Origin of the sequence: Chitinivorax sp. B (genome assembly GCF_005503445.1) — a bacterium.
GTDB lineage: Bacteria > Pseudomonadota > Gammaproteobacteria > Burkholderiales > SCOH01 > Chitinivorax.
In genome coordinates this window covers 1-24,670 of record NZ_SCOH01000014.1, presented here as the reverse complement: position 1 = coordinate 24,670, position 24,670 = coordinate 1, and the positions used below count along the sequence as shown (strand labels likewise).

Here is a 24,670-nt window from a genome sequence, read left to right as displayed (position 1 = left end):
TCAATTTGGAGAGGCTACCTACAACCGACGGTTAGTCAGCCTGTTTGCGCAAGAATGCCGGGATGTCGAGCATTTCCAGGTTCGGTGCGACCCGCGTGGATTCCGCAGTGGCCGCACTGGCGCCAAAACCGAGCGAGCCAGCCCGTTCACCACGATTGCGACGGAACGCAGCCGGGGTGTCATAGTGGTCCCATTCCGAACCGCCGGCACTATCAGTCCCTGTAGCTTTCAACACCTGCAGTTTGGGCTGATTGCGTGACTGAGCGGCACCTTGACCACCGATACCGGTTGCCACCAGCGTCACACGCAATTGTTCACCCGCTTCTTCATCAAATACCGCACCGAAGATGATTTCGGTTTCGTCAGTGCAGTACGCGCGGATCGTTTCCATCACTTCATTGACTTCGCGCATTTTCAGCGAGCTATCTGCGGTGACGTTGACGATCACGGCACGTGCGCCGGTCAAGTTGTAGTTTTCCAAGAGCGGGCTGGCCACAGCTTGTTCTGCCGCAATGCGGGCACGATCTACACCGGAAGCATAGGCAGAACCCATCATCGCCATGCCCATCTGGCTCATGACGGTACGTACGTCAGCAAAGTCAGCATTGATCAGACCCGGTACATTGATGATCTCGGCGATCCCCCCTACAGCACCGCGTAATACGTCGTCAGCGGCCTTGAAGGCATCTTTCATCGAGACATCGTCACCCAGCACTTCCATCAACTTCTCGTTGGGGATCACAATCAGCGAATCGACGAACTTGGACAGTTCTTCAATCCCCGCTTGCGCCGCTTTCAAGCGCTTGCCCTCGAACTGGAAAGGCTTGGTCACCACAGCGACAGTCAGGATACCCAGATCCTTCGCGACTTGTGCGACTACCGGTGCAGCACCAGTGCCTGTCCCCCCGCCCATGCCAGCCGTAATGAACAGCATATCTGCACCACGGATCGAATCCGCGATACGCTCGCGGTCTTCCAGGGCTGCATCACGACCAACATCCGGGTTCGCGCCCGCCCCCAGACCACGGGTCAGGCTGGCGCCCAACTGTAACTGGATCGTGGCGTTGCTGCGTTTGAGCGCTTGCAAGTCAGTATTGCAGGCGATGAATTCAACACCGCTCACCCCTGCATTGATCATGTGATCGACTGCGTTCCCCCCGCAGCCCCCCACGCCGACCACCTTAATGACGGCGACCGGAGCGATCTCTTGAACAATTTCAAACATTTTTATGCCTCTCCTTTGTTAATCCAATTTGCCACCTACTGACGCAGCTGGCGCCTTAGAACCAAATAAACGAAATACCAATCTCAAAATTCAAAAATTCCCTTGTATCCATGCCTTCATGCGCTCGAACACGGCTGCAAAACCCGTGCCGGTCAGGCGTGACGTCTGGTGACGCGTATATTGTTCTTTGCCCATCATCAGCAGGCCGACACCGGTGGAGAAACGCGGATTGCGTACCACTTCGGACAGCCCACCTACGTATTGCGGCACACCCAAGCGTACTGGCATATGGAAAACTTCCTCACCCAATTCGACCATACCCTGCATCTGTGCAGAGCCCCCGGTAATGACAATGCCAGAGGACAGCAGGTCTTCGAATCCAGACCGCCGCAGTTCGGCCTGAATCAACGAATACAGCTCCTCGACACGTGGCTCGATCACTTCGGCCAAGGTCTGACGGGACATTTGGCGAGTTCCACGCTCGCCCACTCCGGGCACTTCAATCATCTGGTTCGGGTCAGCCAACTGGCGCAGCGCACAACCATGGGCGACCTTCAGATCTTCTGCTTCCTTGGTTGGCGTCCGTAGTGCCATGGCAATGTCGTTGGTGATCTGGTCACCGGCAATTGGGATCACTGCCGTATGGCGAATTGACCCACCGGTGAACACCGCGATGTCGGTCGTTCCGCCGCCGATATCCACCAGGCACACGCCCAAATCTTTCTCGTCTTCAGACAGAATCGCCTGTGCACTGGCCAATGGCTGCAGAATCAGATCCGCCACTTCCAGGCCACAACGACGCACGCATTTCATGATGTTCTGCGCCGCAGATACTGCACCAGTGACGATATGCACCTTGGTTTCCAACCGTACACCCGCCATACCCAATGGCTCTTTCACATCTTCCTGGCCATCGATGATGAACTCCTGCGGCAGGATATGCAGAATCTGCTGGTCAGTCGGAATGTTGACCGCACGGGCAGTTTCGATCACTCGATCCACATCGGCCTGGCTGACTTCCTTATCCTTGATGGCGACCATACCGTGCGAATTGAAGCTACGGATATGGCTGCCGGCAATGCCGGTGAACACTTCACGAATCTTGCAATCTGCCATCAACTCGGCTTCTTCCAACGCACGCTGGATGGCGGTGACGGTGGATTCGATATTGACCACCACACCTTTTTTCAAGCCACGCGACGGTGCCTGGCCCATGCCAACGATTTCGATGCGACCATCGAGCTGGACATCGGCCACGATCGCCACAATCTTTGATGTGCCGATATCCAGGCCCACCAGCAGGTTCTTGTTCTCTTTCACCTTATTCACAGGCACTACACTCCCAGAATCTTTTCAGAATTTTTCACGCTTACGCGGCCTTCCTCTGCCCAGCCGCCGGTTTGGGTCTGACTGGCGCCCCCGGTTTTCTTGCAGGTCCCGGCTTGAAGTCCGGCATACGTACAGCAAATCCGTTCGGATACCGCAAATCGACATACTCGATATTGCGGTTGAGCACGGCCAAGGTGCGCGGGTAAGCCGCCACAAACTTGGATAGCCGTGCCTTCACATTCTCGCGGCCCACTTCCACCAATGTGCCGTCATCCAGTTTGACGCTCCAGGCACGCCGTGCGGAAAGCGTCACCGACATCGGCCGCCGTTCAATCGGCGCCAGCATGTCGCGTATTTCCAAATAACCTTTCGATACCTCGGCAGACGTTCCCATAGGGCCATCCAGCACAGGCAGGTTGTCGTTACTGGCGGCATCGAATAGCTCGCCATAAGTGTTGACCAGTGCCGATGAACCCCATCGCGCCAACGCGCTGTGTTCTTCCAACGCAATCTCCAGTCGGTCCGGCCAACGACGGCGGATGCTGACATTACGAGCCCAAGGCAACTTTTCAAACGCTTTGCGGGTGCGATCCAGATTCAGCGTGAAGAAAGTGCCTTTCAGCTCATGCCGCACAATGTACTGCACCTGCTCCCGCGTAATGTGATGCAAATCACCACTGACCTGAATCTGCCGTACCGGAAACACTGGCAGATTGATCAGCACGAACAGCAAGGCATACATGAACAACAGCGCTGCCAACGCATACAGCAAATTGGCCAACCACATGAGCAGTTGCGGCTTATCCCACATGAACTACCCCGTTCCTCACGCTTGCCTGCCCTTTCTCACCAAACCGCCTTAACCAACATGTGCCGTGGACAACACGCGCACAACCAGATCTTCGTAACTCATACCTTTTACCTTGGCCGCCATCGGGAACAGGCTATGACTGGTCATGCCTGGCGCCGTATTCACTTCCAGCAGGGACGGGTTGCCAGCTTCGTCCATCAGAAAATCCACTCGCCCCCAACTGCTGCAACCAATCGCCCAGAAAGCCTTTTTCACATACGCTGCCACCTCGGCCTCTTTTTCCGCCGACAGGCCACTTGGGCAGCGATACACCGTGTCATCACGGAAATACTTGGCCTGGTAGTCGTAAAACTCCGTCGCCGGCTCAATCTTGATGCTAGGCAATACTTCACCATCCAGAACCGCTGCGGTGTACTCACCACCGCCAATGAATGCTTCCGCCAACACCACTTCGTCGTACTTGCGTGCTTCTTCGAATGCCGCTTTCAGTTCGCCGTGCGCCTTGACCTTGGTGATACCGACACTGGAACCTTCGGTAGAAGGTTTCACGAACAATGGCAGGCCCAGTTCACGCTCGACTGCATCGAAATCGCTGTTTTCGTTCAGCAGCACGAATTTCGGGATCGGTAAGCCCAATGCCTGCCAGACCAATTTGGTGCGCAATTTGTCCATTGCCAATGCCGACGCCATGACGCCGCTGCCGGTATAGGGGATACCCATGGTTTCCAGCGCGCCCTGAATGGTGCCGTCCTCACCGAACGGGCCGTGCAGGATCAGGAAGACGCGATCGAAGCCTTCATCCTTCAGTGCCGATAACGGCTTTTCTGCTGGATCGAACTTGTGCGCATCCACCCCTTTCGACAACAACGCTTGCAGCACACCACCGCCACTCATCAGCGACACTTCACGCTCTGCTGACTTGCCACCCATGATCACAGCCACTTTGCCAAATTGCTTCACATCCATCGCTCTCGACCTTTCAACAGACACCGATGATGGTGGCTTCTGCCACCAGCGCAATGCCGAATTGTGCTTTTGCCATTTGCTGCGCCTCGGTAATCAGTGCCTCGATATCCGCAGCCCGCGCGCCACCCCGATTCACAATGAAGTTCGGATGCTGGCGCGAAAAACTCGCTTCGCCACGGCGTTTACCGGGCAATCCCATTTGTCTCAACAACTCACCTGCCATCATGCCCGGTGGATTACGAAACACCCGTCCGGCATTCGGTTGATCCAGCGGTTGCTGGCGCGCCCGTTGCCCCAGCAACTCGGCGATGGTGGCACGTGCCTCACCGCCAGATGCTTGACGTAATGCAAACCAAGCACCCACAAACCATTCCTGCTGACCGTCGTATCGGCTCACCTGCCGATAACCCACCCGGTAATCCGACACTGGGCGCTGGCGCAGCACACCCTGACGGTCCAATGTCAACACATCGACGATCCCGTCCCAGGTTTCCGAGCTGAAGCAGCCTGCATTGCCCATCAACGCCCCACCGACTGTGCCAGGAATACCTGCTAGAAACTCCAAGCCAGTCAGACCGGCCCCGGCAGCAAAATCCGCCAGCATCGCTGCCCTGACGCCTGCTTCGGCAAATATGCCTGGCGCACCATTGGGGGCCGTTTCCAGCTTCAACCCATTCAAGCCAGGCTGAGTGAACACCACACAGCCATCAAACCCACCATCGCGCACCAGCAGATTGGTGCCGGCACCGATGAACACCACTTTCTCGCTGCTTGGCAAGCTTGCCAAGCCAGCCTGCAAATCCGCCAGATCTGCCGGCCAAATGGCTAACTTGGCCTGCCCCCCTGCCCGCCACGACACGTGGGGTGCCATCGGGGCCTGGGCAAGCTGGCGGCCTCGCATTTACTTGGCCTATCGTCCGTCACCGGCGATCTTGCCAGGCACGGCACCAATGGAACCCGCCCCCATTGTCACAACCACATCGCCATCCTTGACAAACTCCAGTACGGCACTCGGCAAATCCGCCACGTTTTCGACAAACAAGGGTTCCACCTTGCCCGCCACACGCACCGCACGTGCCAAGGCACGGCCATCCGCCGCCACTATCGGCGTTTCGGTGGCGGCATAAACTTCAGTCAACAGTAATGCATCCGCGGTCGACAGCACCCGTACAAAATCCTCGAAGCAATCGCGAGTACGGGTGTAGCGGTGTGGCTGGAAGACCAGTACCAACCGGCGTCCCGGATAGGCACCACGTACCGCACTCAATGTCGCCTCCATCTCCACCGGGTGATGACCGTAATCATCAATCAATGTGAAGATGTCGCCATTCGGCGAGTACCTCTCGCCATAACGCTCAAATCGACGGCCTACACCGCGGAACTCCTTCAATGCCTTCTGGATGGCAGCTGGTTCAGCTCCTGCTTCCAGTGCAATGGTGATTGCAGCCAGCGCATTGCGCACATTGTGCAAACCAGCCAGATTCAACTCGACGGGCATGGTGTGCACCTTGCCGTTCTTCCAGCTGGCGGTGAAATGCATTTGTTCGCCCACTGCGCGTACATCGGTTGCACGCACTTCGGCTTCTTCGTTCAAACCGTAAGTAGTGATGGGCTTGGTGATGGATGGGATGATGGCGCGTACATGCTCATCGTCCACACACAACACCGCACGACCATAGAACGGCAAATGTTGGATGAAATCGACGAACGCCTGTTTCAATTTGCCGAAATCGTGGTCATACGTATCCATGTGGTCAGCATCGATGTTGGTGACCACCGACATCACCGGATTCAGGTACAGGAACGACGCATCCGACTCGTCCGCCTCAGCCACGATAAACTCACCCGTGCCCAACTTGGCATTGGTGCCTGCAGCTTCCAGCCGGCCGCCGATGACATACGTCGGGTCTAGGCCAGCTTCACCCAAAATCGAAGCAACTAGGCTGGTGGTGGTGGTCTTGCCATGCGTGCCAGCAATGGCAATGCCCTGACGTAATCGCATCAACTCGGCCAGCATCATGGCGCGTGGTACCACTGGAATCTTGGCTTCACGTGCTGCCAACACTTCCGGGTTGTCCACCTTCACCGCTGTGGATGTCACCACGACATCGGCACCATGCATGTGTTCGGCTGCATGGCCTTTGAACACGGTGGCTCCGGCGGCTTGCAAGCGGCGCGTAGTAGGGCTGTCGCCCAAGTCAGTGCCGCTGATCTTGAAGCCGAGGTTGAGCAAGACCTCTGCGATGCCGCTCATGCCGACACCACCAATGCCCACGAAATGAATATGTTTGACCTTGTGTTTCACGCTTTCTCCCCCGCCAAGCTCAGGCACACGGCGGCCACCTCTTCGGTGGCATCCGGTTTGGCGAGCCGGCGCGCCGCTTCCGCCATGGCGCCCAGTTTGTCTCGATTCAATGTTTTCATCAGCGCAGCCAACCGCTGCGCGTCCAACTCGTTCTGCGGCATCAACACTGCTGCACCGTTATCTGCCAAATACCTGGCATTGCCAGTCTGGTGGTCATCCACCGCATGCGGGAATGGCACCAGAATGCTGGCCACACCGGCTGCTGCCAGCTCTGCCACTGTTAACGCCCCGGCTCGGCAAATGACCAAATCAGCCTCGGCATAGGCGGCCGCCATGTCGTCGATAAACGGCACGGTATTACCCGACACACCCGCTTTGGCATAAGCAGTACGCAAATCATCAATGTGCTTCGCCCCTGCTTGATGCGTCACCAGTGGCCGTTCCGACTCTGGCAACAAGGCCAAAGCGGCTGGTACATGCTGGTTCAACGCTTGCGCACCCAAACTACCGCCTACCACCAGAATCCGTAAGGGACCGGTACGACCAGCAAAACGTTCTGTAGGGGTCGGCATCTGCGCGATGGCATTGCGGACCGGGTTACCCACCATTCGGACTTTGCCGCCCTGCTTGAACGCAGCTGGAAACGCCGTTAACACTGCATCGGCCACGGCCGACAACACCTTGTTGGTCAAGCCGGCCACCGAGTTCTGCTCATGCACCAGCAGCGGCTTGCCCAGCAACGCGGCCATCATCCCACCCGGAAAGGCTGGATAGCCGCCAAATCCAGCAACAACGGCTGGGCGATGTTTTCGGATGACACCGATGCTCTGCGCAAATGCTCGCAACAACATCAATGGCATCACGGCCAGCCTTACCAGACCTTTACCACGCAACCCGGCAATCTTCAGCGTCTCGATCGGGTAGCCATGCTGTGGCACCAGCTTGTTTTCCATACCCTCGGCACCACCCAACCACACCACTTGCCAGCCGCGCTGCCTCATTGCATCGGCCAAAGCCAATGCCGGAAATACATGGCCGCCGGTTCCGCCAGCCATGATCAGAATCGTACGCCCACTCATACCGAATACCCCCGCATGAGCTGGCGGTTTTCCCAATCAATGCGCAGCAAGACCGACAGTGCCACCAAGTTCGCCATGATGCCCGAGCCACCAAAGCTCAGCAGCGGCAAGGTCAAGCCCTTGGTTGGCAACAGGCCCATGTTCACGCCCATGTTGATGAACGCTTGGGTACCCAGCCAAACACCGACCAGTTGCGCCACCAAGGCAGAAAAATCTCGATCCAGCCGGCTGGCTTGCAACCCAATCTGGAAACAACGTAGTACCAGCGCACAGAACAGGATCAATACGATAAATACACCGGCAAAACCCAGCTCTTCAGCAATCACCGCCAGCAGAAAGTCGGTATGCGCCTCTGGCAGATAGAACAGTTTTTCCACGCTCCCCCCCAGGCCCACGCCCATCCATTCCCCTCGCCCAAAGGCAATCAATGAATGCGACAACTGATAACCCTTGCCATATGGGTCAGCCCACGGATTCATGAACCCCACCAGCCGCGCGTAGCGATAAGGTGAAATCACCACGATGGCGACAAAGCCAATCACCAGTAATACCACCAACCCTGCAAACAAGCGCCAACTGAAACCGCCCAGGAACAGGGCAGCCATGGCAATGGCGGTGATCACGGCGAAAGCACCGAAATCCGGCTCAGCCAGCAACAGCCCTCCCGTTACCAACATCACCATCAACATCGGGAAGAACCCTTTGACCAGGCTGTGCATGTAGGCGGCTTTACGCACCGTGTAATCAGCGGCATACAGCACGACAAAAAATTTCATCAACTCAGATGGTTGCAGGTTGATCACAAACAACCCCAACCAACGACGCGAGCCATTGATCTCACGCCCAATCCCCGGGATCAGGACCAGAATCAGCAAGGCCGAGCCGATCAGGAACAGATAAGGCGCATACTGCTGCCAAGTTCGCATCGGCACTTGAAATGCCAACAAACCTGCCCCTATCGAAACTGCCAGGAAAATACCGTGGCGCATCAGAAAGTAGGTGGACCGGAAGCCGGTATCTTTGTCACCTTCTGCAAATGCAATCGAAGCGGAATAAACCATCACCAGACCGATTGCGAGCAGGCCCAAAGTCACCCAGAACACGAACCTGTCGTAGGTGGCATCGGCTTTCTGCTTGCGGAATTCGGTGTAGAGCTTCATCCGCGCGCTCCTGGTAATGCCTTCACCGCCGTAATGAAGACTTCCGCTCTATGTGCATAATTGCGGTACATATCCAGACTGGCACATGCAGGTGACAGCAACACCACATCGCCAGCACGGGCCAGCTCGGTTGCTTGTCGCACGGCATCATCCATAGTGTTGGCATGCTGAATCGGCAGCGCCAGCCCGTTTAGTGTTGACTCGATCTGACGAGCATCTCGCCCAATCAACACCACCCCACGGCAAGCATGTGAAACCGCAGCGTGCAAGGGCGAAAAATCCTGGCCTTTACCATCCCCACCGGCAATCAGCACCACTTTTTGGCTCATGCCATTCAGTGCAGCCACCGTGGCGCCAACATTGGTTCCTTTCGAATCATCGATGTAACCGACACCGTTGACCGATTCCACCCACTCTACCCGATGCGGCAAGCCCTTGAAGCTACGCAGCGCACTCAGCAATGGCTCCCACGGCAGACCGATACCACGACACAGTGCCAAGCACGCCAAGGCATTGGCTGCATTGTGCAGGCCCGTCAACTGCATATCGTTGGTGCTCAGCAGAGCCTCGTCACCCTGTGCCAGCCACAACTCATCATGTCGCTTGATCAGGCCGAAGTCCTGCGCCCCCTGAGCCTTGTCGAGCCCAAAGCTGACCACGTTGCGGCCAGGCAATGCCATGTGCAGGCTGTAGTCGTCCTCACGATTGATGACCTGCACGCCATTACCCGCGAAGATTCGCGCCTTGGCTGCCGCATAGGCATTCATGTCGGCATAGCGGTCCATGTGGTCTTCGGTGACGTTCAGTACAGTCGATGCAGCCGGGTTCAATGTCGAAGTGCTTTCCAACTGAAAACTGGATAGCTCCAGCACGAACACATCTGGCCGTTCGTCTCCCAGGTCAGTCAACGCATCCAGTACCGCCAAGCCAATATTGCCTGCCACAATAGTATGCAGACCGGCTGCCTTGCACATTTCTCCAACCAGTGTTGTCACGGTGGTCTTGCCGTTGGCACCCGTGATGGCAATCACCTTACTGGGCCAGCCGTCGATCGCGCGAGCGAACAACTCGATATCGCCAACAATCTCAACCCCGGTCGCCATGGCAGCCTGCAACGCCGGTGTCGCCAACGGCACGCCTGGACTGGCTACAGCCAGATCACAACCTGCAAAGGTTTGCGGGCCAAATTTACCGGTATGGATCTCCGACAGCGGGAAATCGCTGCGCAATTTGTCCAGATTGGGCGGTACATCACGGCTGTCGGCCACGCGTACTTTTGCGCCTTGCAGCGTGAGCCAGCGGGCGACTGACATACCAGTCTCGCCCATACCCAACACCACAATCTGTTTGCCAGAGTACATGCCCATGTCTTTTTCGCTTTTACCGCAATTTCAAGGTCGACAAACCAATCAGCACCAGAACAATGGTGATGATCCAGAACCGAACCACTACTTGTGTCTCTTTCCAGCCCTTCAGTTCATAGTGGTGATGCAAGGGCGCCATCCGGAAGATGCGCTTGCCGGTCAACTTGAACGACCCCACCTGCAACATCACCGATACCGCTTCCATCACAAATACCCCACCCATGATGAACAGTACGATCTCCTGACGGACGATCACTGCAATTACGCCAAGCGCCGCACCCAGTGCCAATGCACCGACATCGCCCATAAATACTTCAGCCGGGTAGGCGTTGAACCACAAAAAACCCAGGCCCGCTCCGCCAATGGCGGCACAGAACACAGTCAATTCACCTGCGCCCGGGATATGTGGTAAACCCAGGTATTTGGCAAACACGGCATGGCCTGCGGCATAGGCAAAAATCGCCAAACCTGCTGATACCATCACCGTTGGCATGATCGCCAGACCATCCAGGCCATCCGTCAGGTTGACAGCATTGGAACTGCCGACAATCACCAGATAGGTCAATACCACGAAGCCCACCGGCCCAAATGGATACACGATGTGCTTGAAAAACGGCACAATGAACTCGGTATTCGACGGCAAGTTGGCGGTGCCCGCCAGAAACACACCTGCTGACAATGCAATCACCGACTGCCAGAACATCTTGGCTTTGGCCGACAACCCTTTCGGGTCCTTGTAGACCACCTTCTTATAGTCATCGACAAAGCCAATGACACCGGTTGCCATGGTGACAATCAACGTGATCCATACATAGCGATTGCTCAGATCACCCCACAGCACAGTGGTGATACCAATGGAAAGCAGAATCAACGTGCCACCCATCGTAGGCGTACCTGCCTTGACCAAGTGCGTTTGCGGACCATCGGTACGTACCGCTTGGCCCACTTTCATTTCTGTCAATTTGCGGATGACCACGGGCCCCATCCACAACGAAATACCCAGCGCGGTGGTCATGGCCAACACAGCGCGCAACGTCAAATAGTTGAATACATTGAAGGCACGGATATCCGTGGTATTCGCAAGCCATTGTGTCAACAGCAACAACATCGTTTTAAGTCCCTGCCCGCGCGGTCAAAAAATCCACTACCCGTTCCATTTTCATGAAACGAGACCCTTTCACCAGCACGGCAGTACCGGCTGCCAATTCATCGTTCAACGCCACCAGCAACGCTTCGATCTGACTGAAATGCCGGGCACCAGCGCCATAGGCACGGGCCGCTTCTGTCGTCAGATCGCCCAGGCAATACAGCTGTTTGATACCCTTCTGCCGTGCCAGCTCGCCGATTTCAGCATGCATGGCAGGTGCATCCGGCCCCATCTCACCCATATCCCCCATCACGAAACAGGTAGTACCGGGTTGATTGGCCAATACCGCAATCGCTTCAGCCATAGAGGCTGGATTAGCGTTATAGGTGTCATCAATCACCACCCCGCCATGACGACCTTGCTTGTGCTGTAAACGGCCTGTGACACCTGCGAAGTTTTCCAGACCACGCTTGACATCCGGCAGACCAATTCCCATAGCCAATGCAGCAGTGGCAGCAGCCAACGCATTCCGTATATTGTGCAGGCCCGGTACACCCAACTTCAGCGAAATATCACCTGCCGGGGTATGCAATGTCAGCTCGCTATCGAACACAGCCAATTTGAAAGTTGCATGCACGTCGCCTTGCTGCAAACCGAAGGCAAGCTGCTTGTGCGTACCAGCCAGCTCCCGCCAGATCGGGGCATAGGTATCGTCGGCATTGATGATGGCCACGCCCTGCTCCCCCAACCCGTCGAAAATCTCCCCTTTGGACCGGGCGACGCCTTCGACAGTACCCAATCCTTCCAGGTGTGCAGCAGCCGCATTGTTCACCAGCGCGACATCTGGCTTGCCCATCTTGGTCAGATAGCAGATCTCGCCAACGTGGTTCATACCCATTTCGATCACGGCAAAGCGGTGTTCGGAACACAAGCGCAGTAGGGTCAACGGTACGCCGATATCGTTGTTCAAATTGCCACGGGTCGCCAGTACTTCCGGCTCACTGCTGGCGGCGGCACAGATACTCGCCAGCATCTCCTTGACCGTAGTCTTGCCGTTGGAACCTGTGATAGCCGCCATCGGCAACGTGAATTTACTGCGCCAAAAAGCAGCAAGCTGACCAAGCGCGCGGTGGGTGTCGTCCACGCGGATCAGCGGCAAGTCGTCTCCTCCCTCCCAAGAGGCTTTGACGACTGCCGCTGCCGCACCTGCAGCCAATGCACCTTTGACGAAATCGTGGGCATCGAAGCGCTCCCCTTCCAGCGCTATGAACAGATCGCCAGGCTCAATCGCCCGACTATCTGTGGTGACGCGCGCAAACCCGATTTCAGGGGCAGTAGTACTGCCTCCCAGTGCTGCTGCAGCTTCTGATAACGACATCATAATTGGGTCGATCATGCATGATCTCCCGCGGGCCTGGTCAGCGCTGCACGAGCCTGTTCGACATCGCTGAACGGAGTTTTCACACCTTGCACGTCTTGATAATCCTCATGTCCCTTGCCAGCGATCAATACAATATCCCCGGCTTTTGCATTCGCCACCGCCCAGCGGATGGCCATGGCCCGATCCACTTCCACGCGGTAATCACAACTCATTCCAGCCCGGATGTGTTCGATGATGACATCCGGGTCCTCAGTACGCGGGTTATCACTAGTCACCACCGGTATATCAGCCTGGCGGCATACCACGCTACCCATCAATGGCCGCTTGCCCGGGTCACGATCCCCGCCACACCCGAACACGCAATACAGATTGCGATGTGCCGGCAAAATCTCACGAAGGGTTGCCAGCGCTTTATCCAGCGCATCCGGTGTATGGGCATAGTCCACCACCACCAATGGCTTATCGCCGCCCCCCAGGCGCTGCATGCGACCTGGTGCAGCATCGATGTTCGATAAGACCAAACCCGCTTCCGCTGGGGCTACGCCTTGTGCCAATAGCGCACCCAGTGTCGCCAGCAGATTGGAGGCATTGAACAAACCCAACAGTTTGCTGGTGATCACCACCTCGCCAACGGGTGTCACCACAGTCATACGGATGCCGTTTTCATCGACCTTCAGTTCGCGGCAATGCAACTCGCCCGCACGCAAACCATAAGCCCAGACAGGAATACCCCGCTCACGTACCTGCGCGATCAATTTCTCACCAAACGCATCGTCCAGATTGATCACAGCTCTTTTAAGCCCGGGCCACTTGAACAGCTTGGCTTTGGATTCGCCGTAGCTGGCCATATCGCCGTGGTAGTCCAGATGATCGCGAGTCAGGTTCGTGAACACCGCCACATCAAATGCCACACCATTGACCCGGCCTTGATCCAGGCCATGCGAAGACACCTCCATCGCAATAGCTGCAGCACCTTGCTGATGGTATGTCTTTAAGCGACTTTGTAACGTAACGGCATCAGGCGTAGTGTGAGTGGTGCTTTCCAGCGCATCCGGAAAACCGTTCCCCACGGTACCAATGACAGCCGTACGCACGCCGAGCTTGGTCAACGCATGGCTGAGCCAGGTCGTGATCGATGTCTTGCCGTTGGTACCCGTCACACCGATCACGGCCATATACTGTGATGGGTCGCCATTCACATGGCTGGCAATCTCGCCAGCACGCCAACGCAAGCCGGTCACCGGTTGGTGTGGTACATCCCATTCCGCTTGCCATGCAAAACCATCGACGTCGTCCCACAGTACCCCTGCCGCACCGGCCGCAATCGCTTTGCTGATGAATGCACGGCCATCGCGGTATTCACCCATGCACGCCAGAAATACATCGCCCTGTCTGACTTGGCGGCTATCTGCCACCACCCGTTTTATCGGAATGCCCAATTGGGCCAATTGTTCCATCCATGGACGTACGTTCATCACATCGTCCCCTCTATTGCTTCCTGCGGATCGATATCCGGCAGGATGATATTGTTCACAGGCGCATCGTTCGGCACGCCCAGTGCCCGCAAGGCGCCTGTCGTGACCCGAGCGAACACCGGTGCGGCCACGGTGCCACCATAATAGGTTCCACCACCTGGCTCATCGATCATCACAGCGACAATCAGACGTGGATTGGAAATTGGGGCGATGCCGACAAAGCTCGCCACATATTTGCTTTTTGAATAGCCACCACCCTCCAGCTTGTTGGCGGTACCCGTCTTGCCACCCACGCGATAGCCCACCACTTGGGCGCGGGTGGCTGTACCACCCGGCTGGGTCACCATCTCCAGCATCTTTTTGACTGCCTCGGCGTTTTCCGGCGAAATCACCTGTTTGCCAGGAGGGGGGGCCACCTGTTTGAGGAAGCTGATCGGTTTGATCTCACCATTGTTCGCAAAAATCATGTACGAACGCGCCATCTGGATCAGGCTGACCGAGATGCCATGACCATAGGACATAGTGGCCTGCTCAACTGGCTTCATTGTCTTCCAGGGCCGGACACGCCCTGCGGCTTCACCGGGGAAACCAGTATGTGGCGGCTGGCCGAAACCCAGCGACCGCAGGTAGTCGTAGTAGTACTCGCGCTCCAGCGACAAGGCCATTTTGGCAGCACCGATGTTGGACGACACCTGGATGACCTGCTCCACAGTCAGTGCACCATGCGGGTGTGCATCGTGAATGGTGTACTTGCCAAACGTCATTCCACCTGCCACGTTCAACACGGTGCTGGGCTTGAATGTTCCAGCCTCCAACGCGGCAGCGGCAGTAATCGGTTTCATGGTCGAGCCGGGTTCATACAGGTCCGTCAGTACCCGGTTACGCTTACGTGCCATGTCGATCACGCCACGATTGTTCGGGTTGTAGGTTGGCACATTGGCCAATGCCAGCACTTCACCTGTGTGGGCATCCAGAATCACTACGCCACCAGCTTTCGCCTTATTGGTGTCGACTGCCGTTTTCAACTCACGAAACGCCAGATACTGGAGGTTACGGTCGATCGACAAAGTCAGTGTCTGGCCATCAGCAGGTTTCACCATGCTGCTGACGTCCTCCACAATGTACCCACGACGATCTTTCAATACATGGCGACTGCCTGCCTTACCCGCCAGCACTTCGTTACGGGTCAGTTCGATACCTTCCTGCCCCTGATCGTCGATACCGGTCTGACCGATCACGTGCGCCAACACCTCTCCTGCCGGGTAATAACGGCGGTATTCCCGCATCTTGAACACCCCGGGGATGCTCAATGCCAATACTTTCTCGGCCACCTCTGGCTGCAACTGACGACGCAAATAGACAAAGTCCTTCTTGCGGTTGTCCGACAGCTTTTTCTTGATATCGCCCGCCTTCACGCCAATCAACTTGCTCAACTTGGCCAGTTGCTCGTCATTAGGCAGGGTTTCCATATCCGACGGACTGGCCCAGATCGATTGGACAGGTGTAGAGATGGCCAACGGCTCGCCATTACGGTCGGTGATCATGCCCCGCACCGGGTCCAACTTCATCATGCGGCTATAGCGCGCCTCTCCCTGCTCCTGCAGAAAGGTTCGGTTGAAACCCTGTAAATAGACCGCCCGTCCTACCAGTGCAGCAAAGCCCGCACCCAACGCGGCCATGAGCACGTAGCTGCGCCATGCGGGTAAACGGGCATTGAGGTTGGAATTGGCCGTGTACATGAATTCGTTACTGCGTATTGACTGCTGGTGTCGGGGCTGCCGACACCTCCTCTGTTTTGGGCGCCGCAGTTGCGGGCGGCGCCACCGCCCTTGGTGCCGTCAGTGGCACAACCTGGGTCCGGGTACTATCGGCCACGTGCATGTTCAGTTGTTTCTGGGCAATCGATTCGATCCGTGAATGCATCGCCCAGGTACTCTGCTCCAGTTGCAGTTGACCCCACTCCACATCCAACTGCTTCGCCAGCGACTGCTCCTTCTGCAAATCGATGTACAGCTTGCGTGCCTTGTGCTGCGAGGTCACCACACTCAACGCACAGGCAATCAAGACAGCCAGCAATAGCAGATTGAGGCGGGTCACAATGGGCTCTCCGTCCGTTCTGCCACACGCAGAATTGCGCTACGAGCACGGGAATTGGCCTTGACCTCGTCCTCGCTGGGGCGAATTGGTTTGCCGATAATGTGCATAGGTGGTTTTTTCAGGTCAGCGGCACGAATCGGCAAGCGGCTTGGCATGTCGTCTTCGTTGGCGGCGTCCTTCATGAACCGCTTGACGATGCGGTCTTCCAAAGAATGGAAGCTGATCACCGACATACGCCCTCCCGCTCGCAGCAAGCGCATCGCCTGAGGCAGAACTAGCGAAAGCTCCTCAAGCTCCTGATTGACGTGAATCCGTATAGCTTGAAAGCTTCGCGTCGACGGATCCTGACCCGGCTCGCGGCTCCGGACGCAGCTCGCCACGACCTCGGCAAGCTGCCGGGTGGTGGTAATTGCCCGCTCCGTTCGAACCGCAACAATCTTTCTTGCAATCTGTTTAGCAAACCGCTCTTCGCCATATTCTTTGATTACTCTGTAAATTTCTTGTTCCGGCGCCGTGGCCAACCATTCAGCTGCCGTCACCCCGCGGGTCGTATCCATCCGCATATCCAGTGGCGCATCAAAACGAAAACTGAAGCCACGCGACCCATCATCAACCTGTGGCGAGCTGATACCCAAATCGAGCAGGACACCATCCACAACCTCGATACCCAACTGCGCCAGTTCACGTTCCAGATGCGTAAAACCGTTATGCACAATGGTGAAGCGCGTATCGTCAATCGTGTGCGCTTCGGCAATCGCCTGCAGATCCTTGTCAAACGAGATCAGGCGGCCATTGGGCCCCAACCGCGACAGAATCAGGCGGCTATGCCCACCTCGCCCGAACGTTCCATCCACATAGATACCATCCGGCTTGATTGCCAATGCATCGACGGCTTCTTGCAACAACACCGTGCGATGGACAAATCCATTCGCATCGGTCACAAGGAGATACCTTCCATCTGCACGGCCAGCTCATCAGCCGGGATATCCATGGTGGCCTGGGTCAATTCATCAAATTTCGCCGCATCCCACAATTCAAACTTCTTACCCATACCCACCAACGACACATCCTTATCCAACCGGGCCTTATCACGCAGCGTACGGCTGACCGACACCCGACCGGCTTTATCCATTTCGACTTCTTCAGCAAACCCCAGCACCATGCGGGCGATTGCCACCCGTGAACCGGTCAGCTGCATCATCTGATCCCGTACCGGCAGCCAATTGGCCTCCGGATACACCAGCAGGCAACCATCCGGCGACAAGGTCAGCACCAGGCGGCCCGCGCACATCGACATGAGAGCATCACGGTGCCTGGCTGGCACCGAGAGACGACCCTTATCGTCGAGACTGAGCGTGGAAACGCCACTGAACATGCATGATCCTTCGTGTGCGGCAGGCTACTTTCTGTACCCCGCCAAACCAACCACCGGACACCACCTTTCAGGGAAAGTAACCCACTTTGCTCCACTTTCCCCCACTTTCTCCCACTATAGATGAAAAAATGAGCACGGTCAATTTGATTCAGACCATTTTCTCTTTTCACAACAAATACTTACGGCAAATATACCAAAACCGAAAAGTCTTATGAATGAAAGAGATAGCGAAGGTTTGCAAAGTGGCACATTAACGACGGGGCATACCGTACGGGAAACACCGGATCAACCCGGACAATCACCTATAAATAAAGAGCGCTTACCTGCCAACTTCACTCAAGATTTTCAGTATGCAGTCGATGAAGAGATCAGCCTGGACTGCAGGCCTTGCAGGGCGGCCCGTTACCGCCAACCATCACTGCAATCGGATCGATTTTCATGTTGCCAACCTTATCAAGGCAGCCGCTGTTTTGAAGGAGTTCGCCATGCCCACTTTCCTGAAACCCCTCATCATGCTGATCGCCCTGACCACCCTGGCCGGTTGTGGCAGCTTCCGGCTCGGGTCATCAACCAGAATCGAGGACAAGCCTTTGCGTTTCAGCGCAACCGGCTATGGAACGATGAGCGCATTCGAGGGCTACACGGCAGGTCAGAAACGGTTACTGGCAATGCGTGCCGCCAAGTTGGATGCCTACCGGACACTGGCTGAGCAGATCTATGGCGTGCGCATCAAAGGCAACACCACCGTGGCGGCACTGATCGCCCAGAACGACAGTTTCCGTATCTACCTGGATGGCTTTTTGCGGGGCGCACGCATTGTCAGCGTAACGCCGATGGCAGAGGGCAGCTATGAAACAGAGGTGGAGGTAGAGTTGCCGAGTGATTTCTGGCGTATACCGGTGACAACCCCGGTTGCAGGCCAGAATCTGCCGGTTTCAGCACTACGCCCCACCGCTCAGAGCACCGTCACCAAAGCCTCAGTTCCTGCTATCGGCACACCCATCACAACGATTCAACTGACTGCCAATCAGCCGGCTTATAATCGCAACTTCTATTTCGCCGACTGATTCTGGCCCCGACGGCTAATGGGTGCCCAGTCAAGGCACGTAACGGGAAGTCGCACCGAATGAAGATTCCAGTGCCGTTTGGCCTTTCTGGCCTGTTGTCCACTGCCTGCTTGTTGATTTGTCAACCAACACAAGCCAACACCATTACGGCCACCGGTATGGCCGCACTGGATGTTGGTACCCGTGATCAGGCAAGGCAGCTTGCCATTGCCGATGCGCTGGAACAGGCCGCCATCGAAGCTGGAGTCCGTATCAGCGGCAATCAGTCGATAAGTCAGCCCGATCAACAGACACTCAATCTGGAGCCGATACGTCGCCCGACCCAGCACCATGTCAAACGGGAATGGGTCGACCGCAATCTGTTGATGGTGGAAGTAGATGCCACCTTCGACGATAGCATGCCCAACCCCGGTAGCATGGCTTCCTCAGCCAGTCAGGAACTACCTAACTGCAATGCTGGCAACCCGAGATTGCGTCGGACCGTGGTCGTGACGCCGTTCCAGATCAGCCAACCAGGTCAAGCCGGCGATTGGGACAACCCCAGCCAGAATCTGGCCAACGAATTGATAAGGCGTCTGACTGGCAAGCCAGGTGTTTTCCCGGTAGGTAATGCTGGTGTCAGCGTGTTTGATCCCTCACCGGCAGCAGGCCAATCCATGCCACCCGGGGCGTTGATCCAACAAGTGGCTGTCAATCATGAAAGCCAGTTTGTAGTCACCGGCCGATTACTGGATGCCGGCATCAGCGGTACCAGCAAACGCTATTACTGGGGATTGAATACGGATGTCGGCAATGCCCTGGCGTTGGGTGTTGAATTGCCCAATACGCCACTGGGTGCTGGCGTGCGTGAACGCCCTTCACAACGGCGGGTTGAACTGGAATATTTCGTTCATGACGGTGCGACTGGCGTGTTACTGGATCGGCAGCGTATTGCCAAAGAAGCACAAGGGGAGGTCGTGCTGAATCGGCAGCAAAGTCTGGGTTCTGCCGGTTTCAACAACCACGATTACGGTCGAATCGTGAATCAGACGTTGGAAGAAGCCGCGAAACAGATCGCGCTGACACTACAGTGCCTGCCGTTTACAACCAAACTGGCCAAGCTGGAAGGCAAGACCGCCTACCTCGCGGCCGGCAGTATTCATAACCTGCGCCCTGGCGATCGCCTGCTAGCCTACAGCAAGGATACCCGTAACCCAGTATTCAGCCCGGACACCTATCAACCGCTTGGCCTGCCTGAACGCCCTCGCCCGGTGCTACAGATCATGCAGGTACAGCCACGCTTTGCCATTGCCCGGGTGATTGGCAACAATTCGTTGAAAGTTGGAGACTGGGTGCGTGACGATATCCGTCCAGGCTCCAATGAATCCGTCGTCATGGACGACCCTGCAACCAGCCAATCCACCGAGACTGTACCCAAATTGCCCAGTCAGATGGCCAGCAAATCGCGCAGCAGCAAACCCGGTAAATCCGGCAAACCGGCCACCAAGGCGCCGATCAAGAAGCCTGCCCCCACGGCCAAGAAAAAAGGTAAAGCCGACTGCGAGTGTCCTGATCCGAAGAAACAGGGCTAGGTTGCCGGATGCCGGCGTTCCTCATTGCCCCCAAATGGAGATGTCACCATGAAACCGGCAATTATCACCTTGGCACTGACCCTGTCACTGGCCAGTGGCCCTGCCCCCGCACAGGCTGTCAGCAAGCAGCATACAGCTAAAGCCAACACAGGTAGCGCGGCAATTTCATCATTGAAAGCACGTCAAACACGTTTGGCCGGCGTCAAAACCAATACCCCCCAAACACTGGCTTCTGCCAGACCAGGCAATGCTGCGATAGCCGAATCTCCACCAGCGCACCAGACAAGACCAATCGCACCACCACCACCCCGCCTGCCGCCTGAGCAAGTCGTCAATACTTGGGCACCATACAGTTTTCCCTGATCACCCACAGATTCCAGAGTAGAGTGCAATCAGGGTTTGATCTGCCAAATACGCAGCAGCTTGTGTCATACAGGTCTGTATTTATGCATGCTGACCCAGGCAGGATAGCCCTGCTTGCCAGCGTGGTGGAAACATGAATTTTTCACACACCCAATCCCAACAACATGTTCTAAAAAAAATTATCAGAATTTCCATGCACAATCAGATTCGATCGCTCGCCATTTCCGCCAGCTTGAATTAGCATACCAATCCAATACCAAATTCTCTTCACGAAAGGCCGCCTCATGCGTCGTGCCTCGTCAGGCTCCCACAATTGGCTATTGGGTCTCGTGCTATTGGCCGGTCTGTCCAGCCCGACCATTGCAGCAGAAAAAGTCCAATTGGAATTCTGGACCAACTCGCTCAAACCCAAATTCACCGCCTACTTCGAATCGCTGGAAAAGCAGTACGAACAACAACGCCCTGACATCGACGTAGTGTGGGTGGATGTGCCATGGGACGCTTTCGAAACCCGGCTGATGGCCGCAATTGGTGCTGGCAAACCACCAGCACTGGCCAATCTGGAGGTCCCCTGGGCTTACAACGCCGCGCAGCGTGGTTTGCTGCGACCGTTGGACAATGCGTTGGGCGCGGACAAAGCCAGGTATCTGGACGGCGCGCTGCAAGATGTCACCTTCAACGGAAAACTATGGGCCATCCCGTTTTACAACAACGCGGATGTGATCGCCTATAACACCGCGCTATTCAAACAGGCAGGGCTCGACCCCGCTAAACCACCACAATCCCTGCAAGCCCAACTGGATTACGCCAAGCAGATTCGGCAAAAGACAGGTATACCTGGGCTGGCACCACCGCTGGGCAAAATTGCCTCCATCTTTCTGCAGGAAGGCCTGCCTGTGGTAGAAAACGGCCGTGCTGCCTTCAACACGCCGCGCCATGCCGAGCTATTGAATCGGTTTGCCGATGCCTACCGTGCCGGTGCGCTCATGAAAGAAAAATTGTTTGCAGAGGATAACTTCCAGCAGAACATCGACGCCTATAACAGCGGCCGACTCGCCATGATGGCCACGGCCCCGGCAGCGTTGTCCCGCACCCGCGACAATGCCGGCCTCATCTATCGGCAAACTGCCGTGGCGGCCTCGCCACTTGGCCCGACTGGCATTGCACCCGGCGGGTGGCTATTCACCTATGCGGTTCCCAAGGGGGTGGATGACCAACTGATGGTAGAAGCAGTCAACTTTGCCAAGTTTCTGACCAATGACGATAACCAGCTGGCGTTCTCCAAACTGGCAGGCACCTTCCCCACCAGCAAGGGCGCGGTGGATGACCCCTTCTTCAAGCGCACCAGCAGCCACGCCGGCGCATTTGAATTGGCTGTGCGCGTGGCGGCCGATAACGCCCACCACATCCGTACCCTCTATGTAGCCGGGTTGCCTGACGCCAACGCCATGTTACGCAAGTTGCAATTGGCCGCGGAGCAGGCAATTACCGGCCGGAAACCGGCACAGATTGCGTTGGCGGAAGCAGCGGCCTTCTGGAATGGCAAACTGGCCAAACCAGCCCATTGATGTGCATGCCAGGCGGCTTGGTATGGCGTTCGATCTCACCGCCCGGCCTGCCGCTTCAAAACTTCGTTTCCAGCGAGATACTCCAATTCATTCGGGTTGGGTCCAGCAACCCGCTTTCCGTGACCACCCCATCTGCGCTGGTACTGGTGGTATTCCGGCGCTGGTCACGTTGTTCCAGGTTCCCGACAGTCGCCCGTACCTTGGTATCACGATTGGCATGCCACACAACATACAAGTCCGTGGTTTGCTTGGCGGCTATTTTCACCCGCTGCTGTTCACTGGCCTGTACATGATAGGTATCCGTCCAGCTCACATTCAGACCAACACTGATGGGTAATGAGACAAACCGATAATCCCCGCCCAGATTGGCCAATTGCTTGGGTTGCTCGTCCAGCCGGTTATCCGGCCCGTTCAGATCAGATACAACCGAAAACAACCTGCTGTAATTCGCCTTCAGCTCGATTGCCGGCAGTGGTGCCAGCCAGGTGTCCAGCCGGGTCTTGGCTTCCAGTTCGGCACCGTAACTACGTGCTTTGCCAACGTTCATGGGCTGCCGTACCCAACGACCACCCTGCAAGGTAGTGCGATGGCGAATCAAATCACGAATGTCTCGCAAGAACAGGTTGGCGCTCAGCAACCCGTTTTCCGGTAGATAGCGCTCATAGGCCAGGTCATACCCCCAGGACAGTTCTGGCTGCAACGCCAGATTTCCGACACCGTCGGGGCTGATTGGACTGTTGTTGTTGGACTCCACCAGCCGTGTACTCAGGTCAGACAGATTGGGCGTTTTGAAGGTACGTGCCACGCTAAAGCGCAGTTGCTGGCCGTGCTCGTCATCAAAACGCCACAAGGCATGCAGACTTGGGCTCAATACCTGGTTATCGTTGCGGCGGGTATTGCCATGGTCATCAGCCTGCAATTGCACACGTTCCCAACGCACGCCGGTATTGAACGACCAGGTGGACGACACTTCCCATTCATCCTGTACAAAACCCGCAAGTTGGTGTTCACGTGCATTCAATTGGGCACCATCTTCCAAGCGTGATGGTTGGCCGTTTTCCAGAATGGTACGTTGTTCGCGCCGCAGGCTCAGGCTACCATCCAGCCCGGCCGATAAGGTGTGATCATCACCCCATGGGGTGCTCCACTTGCTGGCAAACGATACCCCTTGATACCGTGTGCTGCCATCGTCATCCACCAACCGGGTCACTTGGCCGGCAGTATCCCGCTCTGTTCGTAGCCGCTCGCTTTGATACAAGCCTTGATAGCCCCCAAGACGGGCCGTTACACGTTGACCATCTGCTGCTTTATGGACCCAGTTACCGGTCAGCCGCCACATCTGGTTGCGACGCTTGTTCTGCTGATCGGCCACGGCAAAAACGGGCATGCCAACACGTTGATCCAAGGTGACATCACCCTGTGTGCTGGAACGCGACGCCAGCAGATAGGGGGTCAGCGACAGCTGATGTCCCCCACTCAAACGCCAACTGATACGTGGCGACAGGCTGACATCTTCACCATGGCCACGACGGCTGGTGGTTTCTGTCCTGTCTTCCAGTACCGCACCATTTGCAACCTGGCTGTGCGTGGTTTCACTGCCGTCATCAAATAGCGCGCGGCGGTTGATGGACCCAGCCAGGGTAAAACTGACGCCCTCACCTTTTCCACTCTTCTGAAAAGACAGATGCGGTGACAAGTGGCCCGCTTCACCATTCACGCCTGCTCGCAGGGTGGTAAAGCTTTTGCGGGCATCTTCCCTCAGTACGATGTTGATGGTGCCGGCAATGGCCTGTGCACTATGCTCGGCCACAGCACTACGCACGATCTCGATCCGCTCGATCATATCCACCGGCAGCATATCGACACTGGCTGCCCGACCGGCACGTGGCGGCATCTTTTCACCATCAATCAGAATCTGCGTATAGCCGCCACCCATACCACGCATCTTGATCTCGCCAGGGCGCCCCGGTTTGCCGGTATAGCTGATTCCTGGCAGCCGCCTCAACAAGCTGCCTACATTGTTCTCGCCAAATCGGTCCAATTCGTCACGGCCAACAATGATCTTGCCTGCCGTTTCATTGAGACGATCACTGATGTCGCTGATACGACTACCCGTCACTTCGATCCGCTTACTGCCTGTCGAGGGTGGATTGGCCGTCGCCGGCTGTTCCGTCGCCCATCCCCCCGTTGGTCCAACGACCATTACCACGCCAGCCAAGACGAATTGCCATCCTCGGTAGTGCCTGCCCATCGTTGTTCCTGCCTTACATGCTGAACAGCAGCATACGTGCCGCTCAACGACCTGTTCAATGTCACACCAAAGCTTTTTACATGGGGTATTCGTAAAAGTGGGTTGAAACGGGATCAAAGTTCCCCCGCCTCGATCATGCGAATGAGTGTTGAAATGTCCGCACCGTAGTTCTTGGGTGGCGGCAGTCCCTTGTGTT

Annotated in this window: 21 protein-coding genes; 4 read left to right on the top strand and 17 right to left on the bottom strand. The window is 56.4% G+C overall.

Annotated elements, in window-relative coordinates:
* Positions 1–31: 31 nt before the first annotated feature.
* The 16 genes from ftsZ to mraZ form a co-directional block, all read right to left on the bottom strand.
* A complete protein-coding gene (gene ftsZ / locus FFS57_RS10465) occupies positions 32–1,225 on the bottom strand; it encodes a cell division protein FtsZ (protein WP_137937742.1) in 1,194 nt (397 codons plus the stop codon).
* A gap of 90 nt (positions 1,226–1,315) precedes the next feature.
* Positions 1,316–2,554 carry a cell division protein FtsA gene (ftsA, locus tag FFS57_RS10460; RefSeq protein ID WP_137937741.1) on the bottom strand — a complete coding sequence of 413 codons (1,239 nt, stop codon included), beginning with the start codon at positions 2,552–2,554 and terminating at the stop codon, positions 1,316–1,318.
* Positions 2,555–2,594: 40 nt separating this feature from the next.
* Positions 2,595–3,365: a cell division protein FtsQ/DivIB gene (locus FFS57_RS10455; protein ID WP_137937740.1), complete on the bottom strand. Its 771-nt coding sequence runs from the start codon at positions 3,363–3,365 to the stop codon at positions 2,595–2,597.
* A 48-nt stretch (positions 3,366–3,413) separates the two neighbouring features.
* Positions 3,414–4,325 (bottom strand): D-alanine--D-alanine ligase, encoded by a 912-nt coding sequence (locus FFS57_RS10450; RefSeq protein WP_137937822.1) that lies wholly within the window; start codon positions 4,323–4,325, stop codon positions 3,414–3,416.
* Between the two features lie 19 nt (positions 4,326–4,344).
* Complete coding sequence (gene murB / locus FFS57_RS10445; protein WP_137937739.1) at positions 4,345–5,232, bottom strand: UDP-N-acetylmuramate dehydrogenase; 888 nt, start codon at positions 5,230–5,232, stop codon at positions 4,345–4,347.
* 9 nt (positions 5,233–5,241) lie between these two features.
* A complete protein-coding gene (gene murC / locus FFS57_RS10440) occupies positions 5,242–6,636 on the bottom strand; it encodes a UDP-N-acetylmuramate--L-alanine ligase (RefSeq protein WP_137937738.1) in 1,395 nt (464 codons plus the stop codon).
* A complete protein-coding gene (gene murG, locus FFS57_RS10435) occupies positions 6,633–7,715 on the bottom strand; it encodes an undecaprenyldiphospho-muramoylpentapeptide beta-N-acetylglucosaminyltransferase (protein ID WP_137937737.1) in 1,083 nt (360 codons plus the stop codon). The genes murC and murG overlap by 4 nt, the downstream gene beginning before the upstream one ends.
* Complete coding sequence (ftsW, locus tag FFS57_RS10430) at positions 7,712–8,875, bottom strand: putative lipid II flippase FtsW (RefSeq protein WP_137937736.1); 1,164 nt, start codon at positions 8,873–8,875, stop codon at positions 7,712–7,714. The genes murG and ftsW overlap by 4 nt, the downstream gene beginning before the upstream one ends.
* Positions 8,872–10,242 (bottom strand): UDP-N-acetylmuramoyl-L-alanine--D-glutamate ligase, encoded by a 1,371-nt coding sequence (murD, locus tag FFS57_RS10425; protein ID WP_137937735.1) that lies wholly within the window; start codon positions 10,240–10,242, stop codon positions 8,872–8,874. The genes ftsW and murD overlap by 4 nt, the downstream gene beginning before the upstream one ends.
* 13 nt (positions 10,243–10,255) lie before the next feature.
* Positions 10,256–11,347: a phospho-N-acetylmuramoyl-pentapeptide-transferase gene (mraY, locus tag FFS57_RS10420; RefSeq protein ID WP_137937734.1), complete on the bottom strand. Its 1,092-nt coding sequence runs from the start codon at positions 11,345–11,347 to the stop codon at positions 10,256–10,258.
* A gap of 4 nt (positions 11,348–11,351) precedes the next feature.
* Complete coding sequence (locus tag FFS57_RS10415) at positions 11,352–12,722, bottom strand: UDP-N-acetylmuramoyl-tripeptide--D-alanyl-D-alanine ligase (RefSeq protein WP_349306732.1); 1,371 nt, start codon at positions 12,720–12,722, stop codon at positions 11,352–11,354.
* Positions 12,719–14,182 (bottom strand): UDP-N-acetylmuramoyl-L-alanyl-D-glutamate--2,6-diaminopimelate ligase, encoded by a 1,464-nt coding sequence (locus FFS57_RS10410; protein ID WP_137937733.1) that lies wholly within the window; start codon positions 14,180–14,182, stop codon positions 12,719–12,721. The genes FFS57_RS10415 and FFS57_RS10410 overlap by 4 nt, the downstream gene beginning before the upstream one ends.
* The gene (locus FFS57_RS10405; protein WP_137937732.1) at positions 14,182–15,921 is read right to left on the bottom strand and encodes a peptidoglycan D,D-transpeptidase FtsI family protein; all 1,740 of its coding nucleotides are present in this window, start codon (positions 15,919–15,921) and stop codon (positions 14,182–14,184) included. The genes FFS57_RS10410 and FFS57_RS10405 overlap by 1 nt, the downstream gene beginning before the upstream one ends.
* Before the next feature lie 7 nt (positions 15,922–15,928).
* On the bottom strand, positions 15,929–16,279 hold the full coding sequence (ftsL, locus tag FFS57_RS10400) for a cell division protein FtsL (protein ID WP_137937731.1): 351 nt from the start codon (positions 16,277–16,279) through the stop codon (positions 15,929–15,931).
* On the bottom strand, positions 16,276–17,220 hold the full coding sequence (gene rsmH, locus FFS57_RS10395; RefSeq protein WP_137937730.1) for a 16S rRNA (cytosine(1402)-N(4))-methyltransferase RsmH: 945 nt from the start codon (positions 17,218–17,220) through the stop codon (positions 16,276–16,278). The genes ftsL and rsmH overlap by 4 nt, the downstream gene beginning before the upstream one ends.
* Positions 17,217–17,654, bottom strand: coding sequence for a division/cell wall cluster transcriptional repressor MraZ (mraZ, locus tag FFS57_RS10390; RefSeq protein WP_137937729.1), 438 nt, complete (start codon positions 17,652–17,654; stop codon positions 17,217–17,219). The genes rsmH and mraZ overlap by 4 nt, the downstream gene beginning before the upstream one ends.
* 485 nt (positions 17,655–18,139) lie before the next feature.
* On the opposite strand from mraZ, the gene FFS57_RS10385 reads away from it, so the two are divergent.
* From FFS57_RS10385 to FFS57_RS10370, 4 genes are all read left to right on the top strand, one after another.
* The gene (locus FFS57_RS10385; RefSeq protein ID WP_249383966.1) at positions 18,140–18,721 is read left to right on the top strand and encodes an LPP20 family lipoprotein; all 582 of its coding nucleotides are present in this window, start codon (positions 18,140–18,142) and stop codon (positions 18,719–18,721) included.
* A 59-nt stretch (positions 18,722–18,780) separates the two neighbouring features.
* Positions 18,781–20,292 (top strand): flagella assembly protein FlgT middle domain-containing protein, encoded by a 1,512-nt coding sequence (locus FFS57_RS10380; protein ID WP_137937727.1) that lies wholly within the window; start codon positions 18,781–18,783, stop codon positions 20,290–20,292.
* A gap of 48 nt (positions 20,293–20,340) precedes the next feature.
* Positions 20,341–20,655: a hypothetical protein gene (locus tag FFS57_RS10375; protein ID WP_137937726.1), complete on the top strand. Its 315-nt coding sequence runs from the start codon at positions 20,341–20,343 to the stop codon at positions 20,653–20,655.
* A 284-nt stretch (positions 20,656–20,939) separates the two neighbouring features.
* Positions 20,940–22,223 (top strand): ABC transporter substrate-binding protein, encoded by a 1,284-nt coding sequence (locus tag FFS57_RS10370; protein ID WP_137937725.1) that lies wholly within the window; start codon positions 20,940–20,942, stop codon positions 22,221–22,223.
* Between the two features lie 55 nt (positions 22,224–22,278).
* On the opposite strand, the gene FFS57_RS10365 is transcribed toward FFS57_RS10370, so the two are convergent.
* The gene (locus tag FFS57_RS10365; RefSeq protein ID WP_137937724.1) at positions 22,279–24,474 is read right to left on the bottom strand and encodes a TonB-dependent receptor plug domain-containing protein; all 2,196 of its coding nucleotides are present in this window, start codon (positions 24,472–24,474) and stop codon (positions 22,279–22,281) included.
* Positions 24,475–24,670 lie beyond the last annotated feature (196 nt).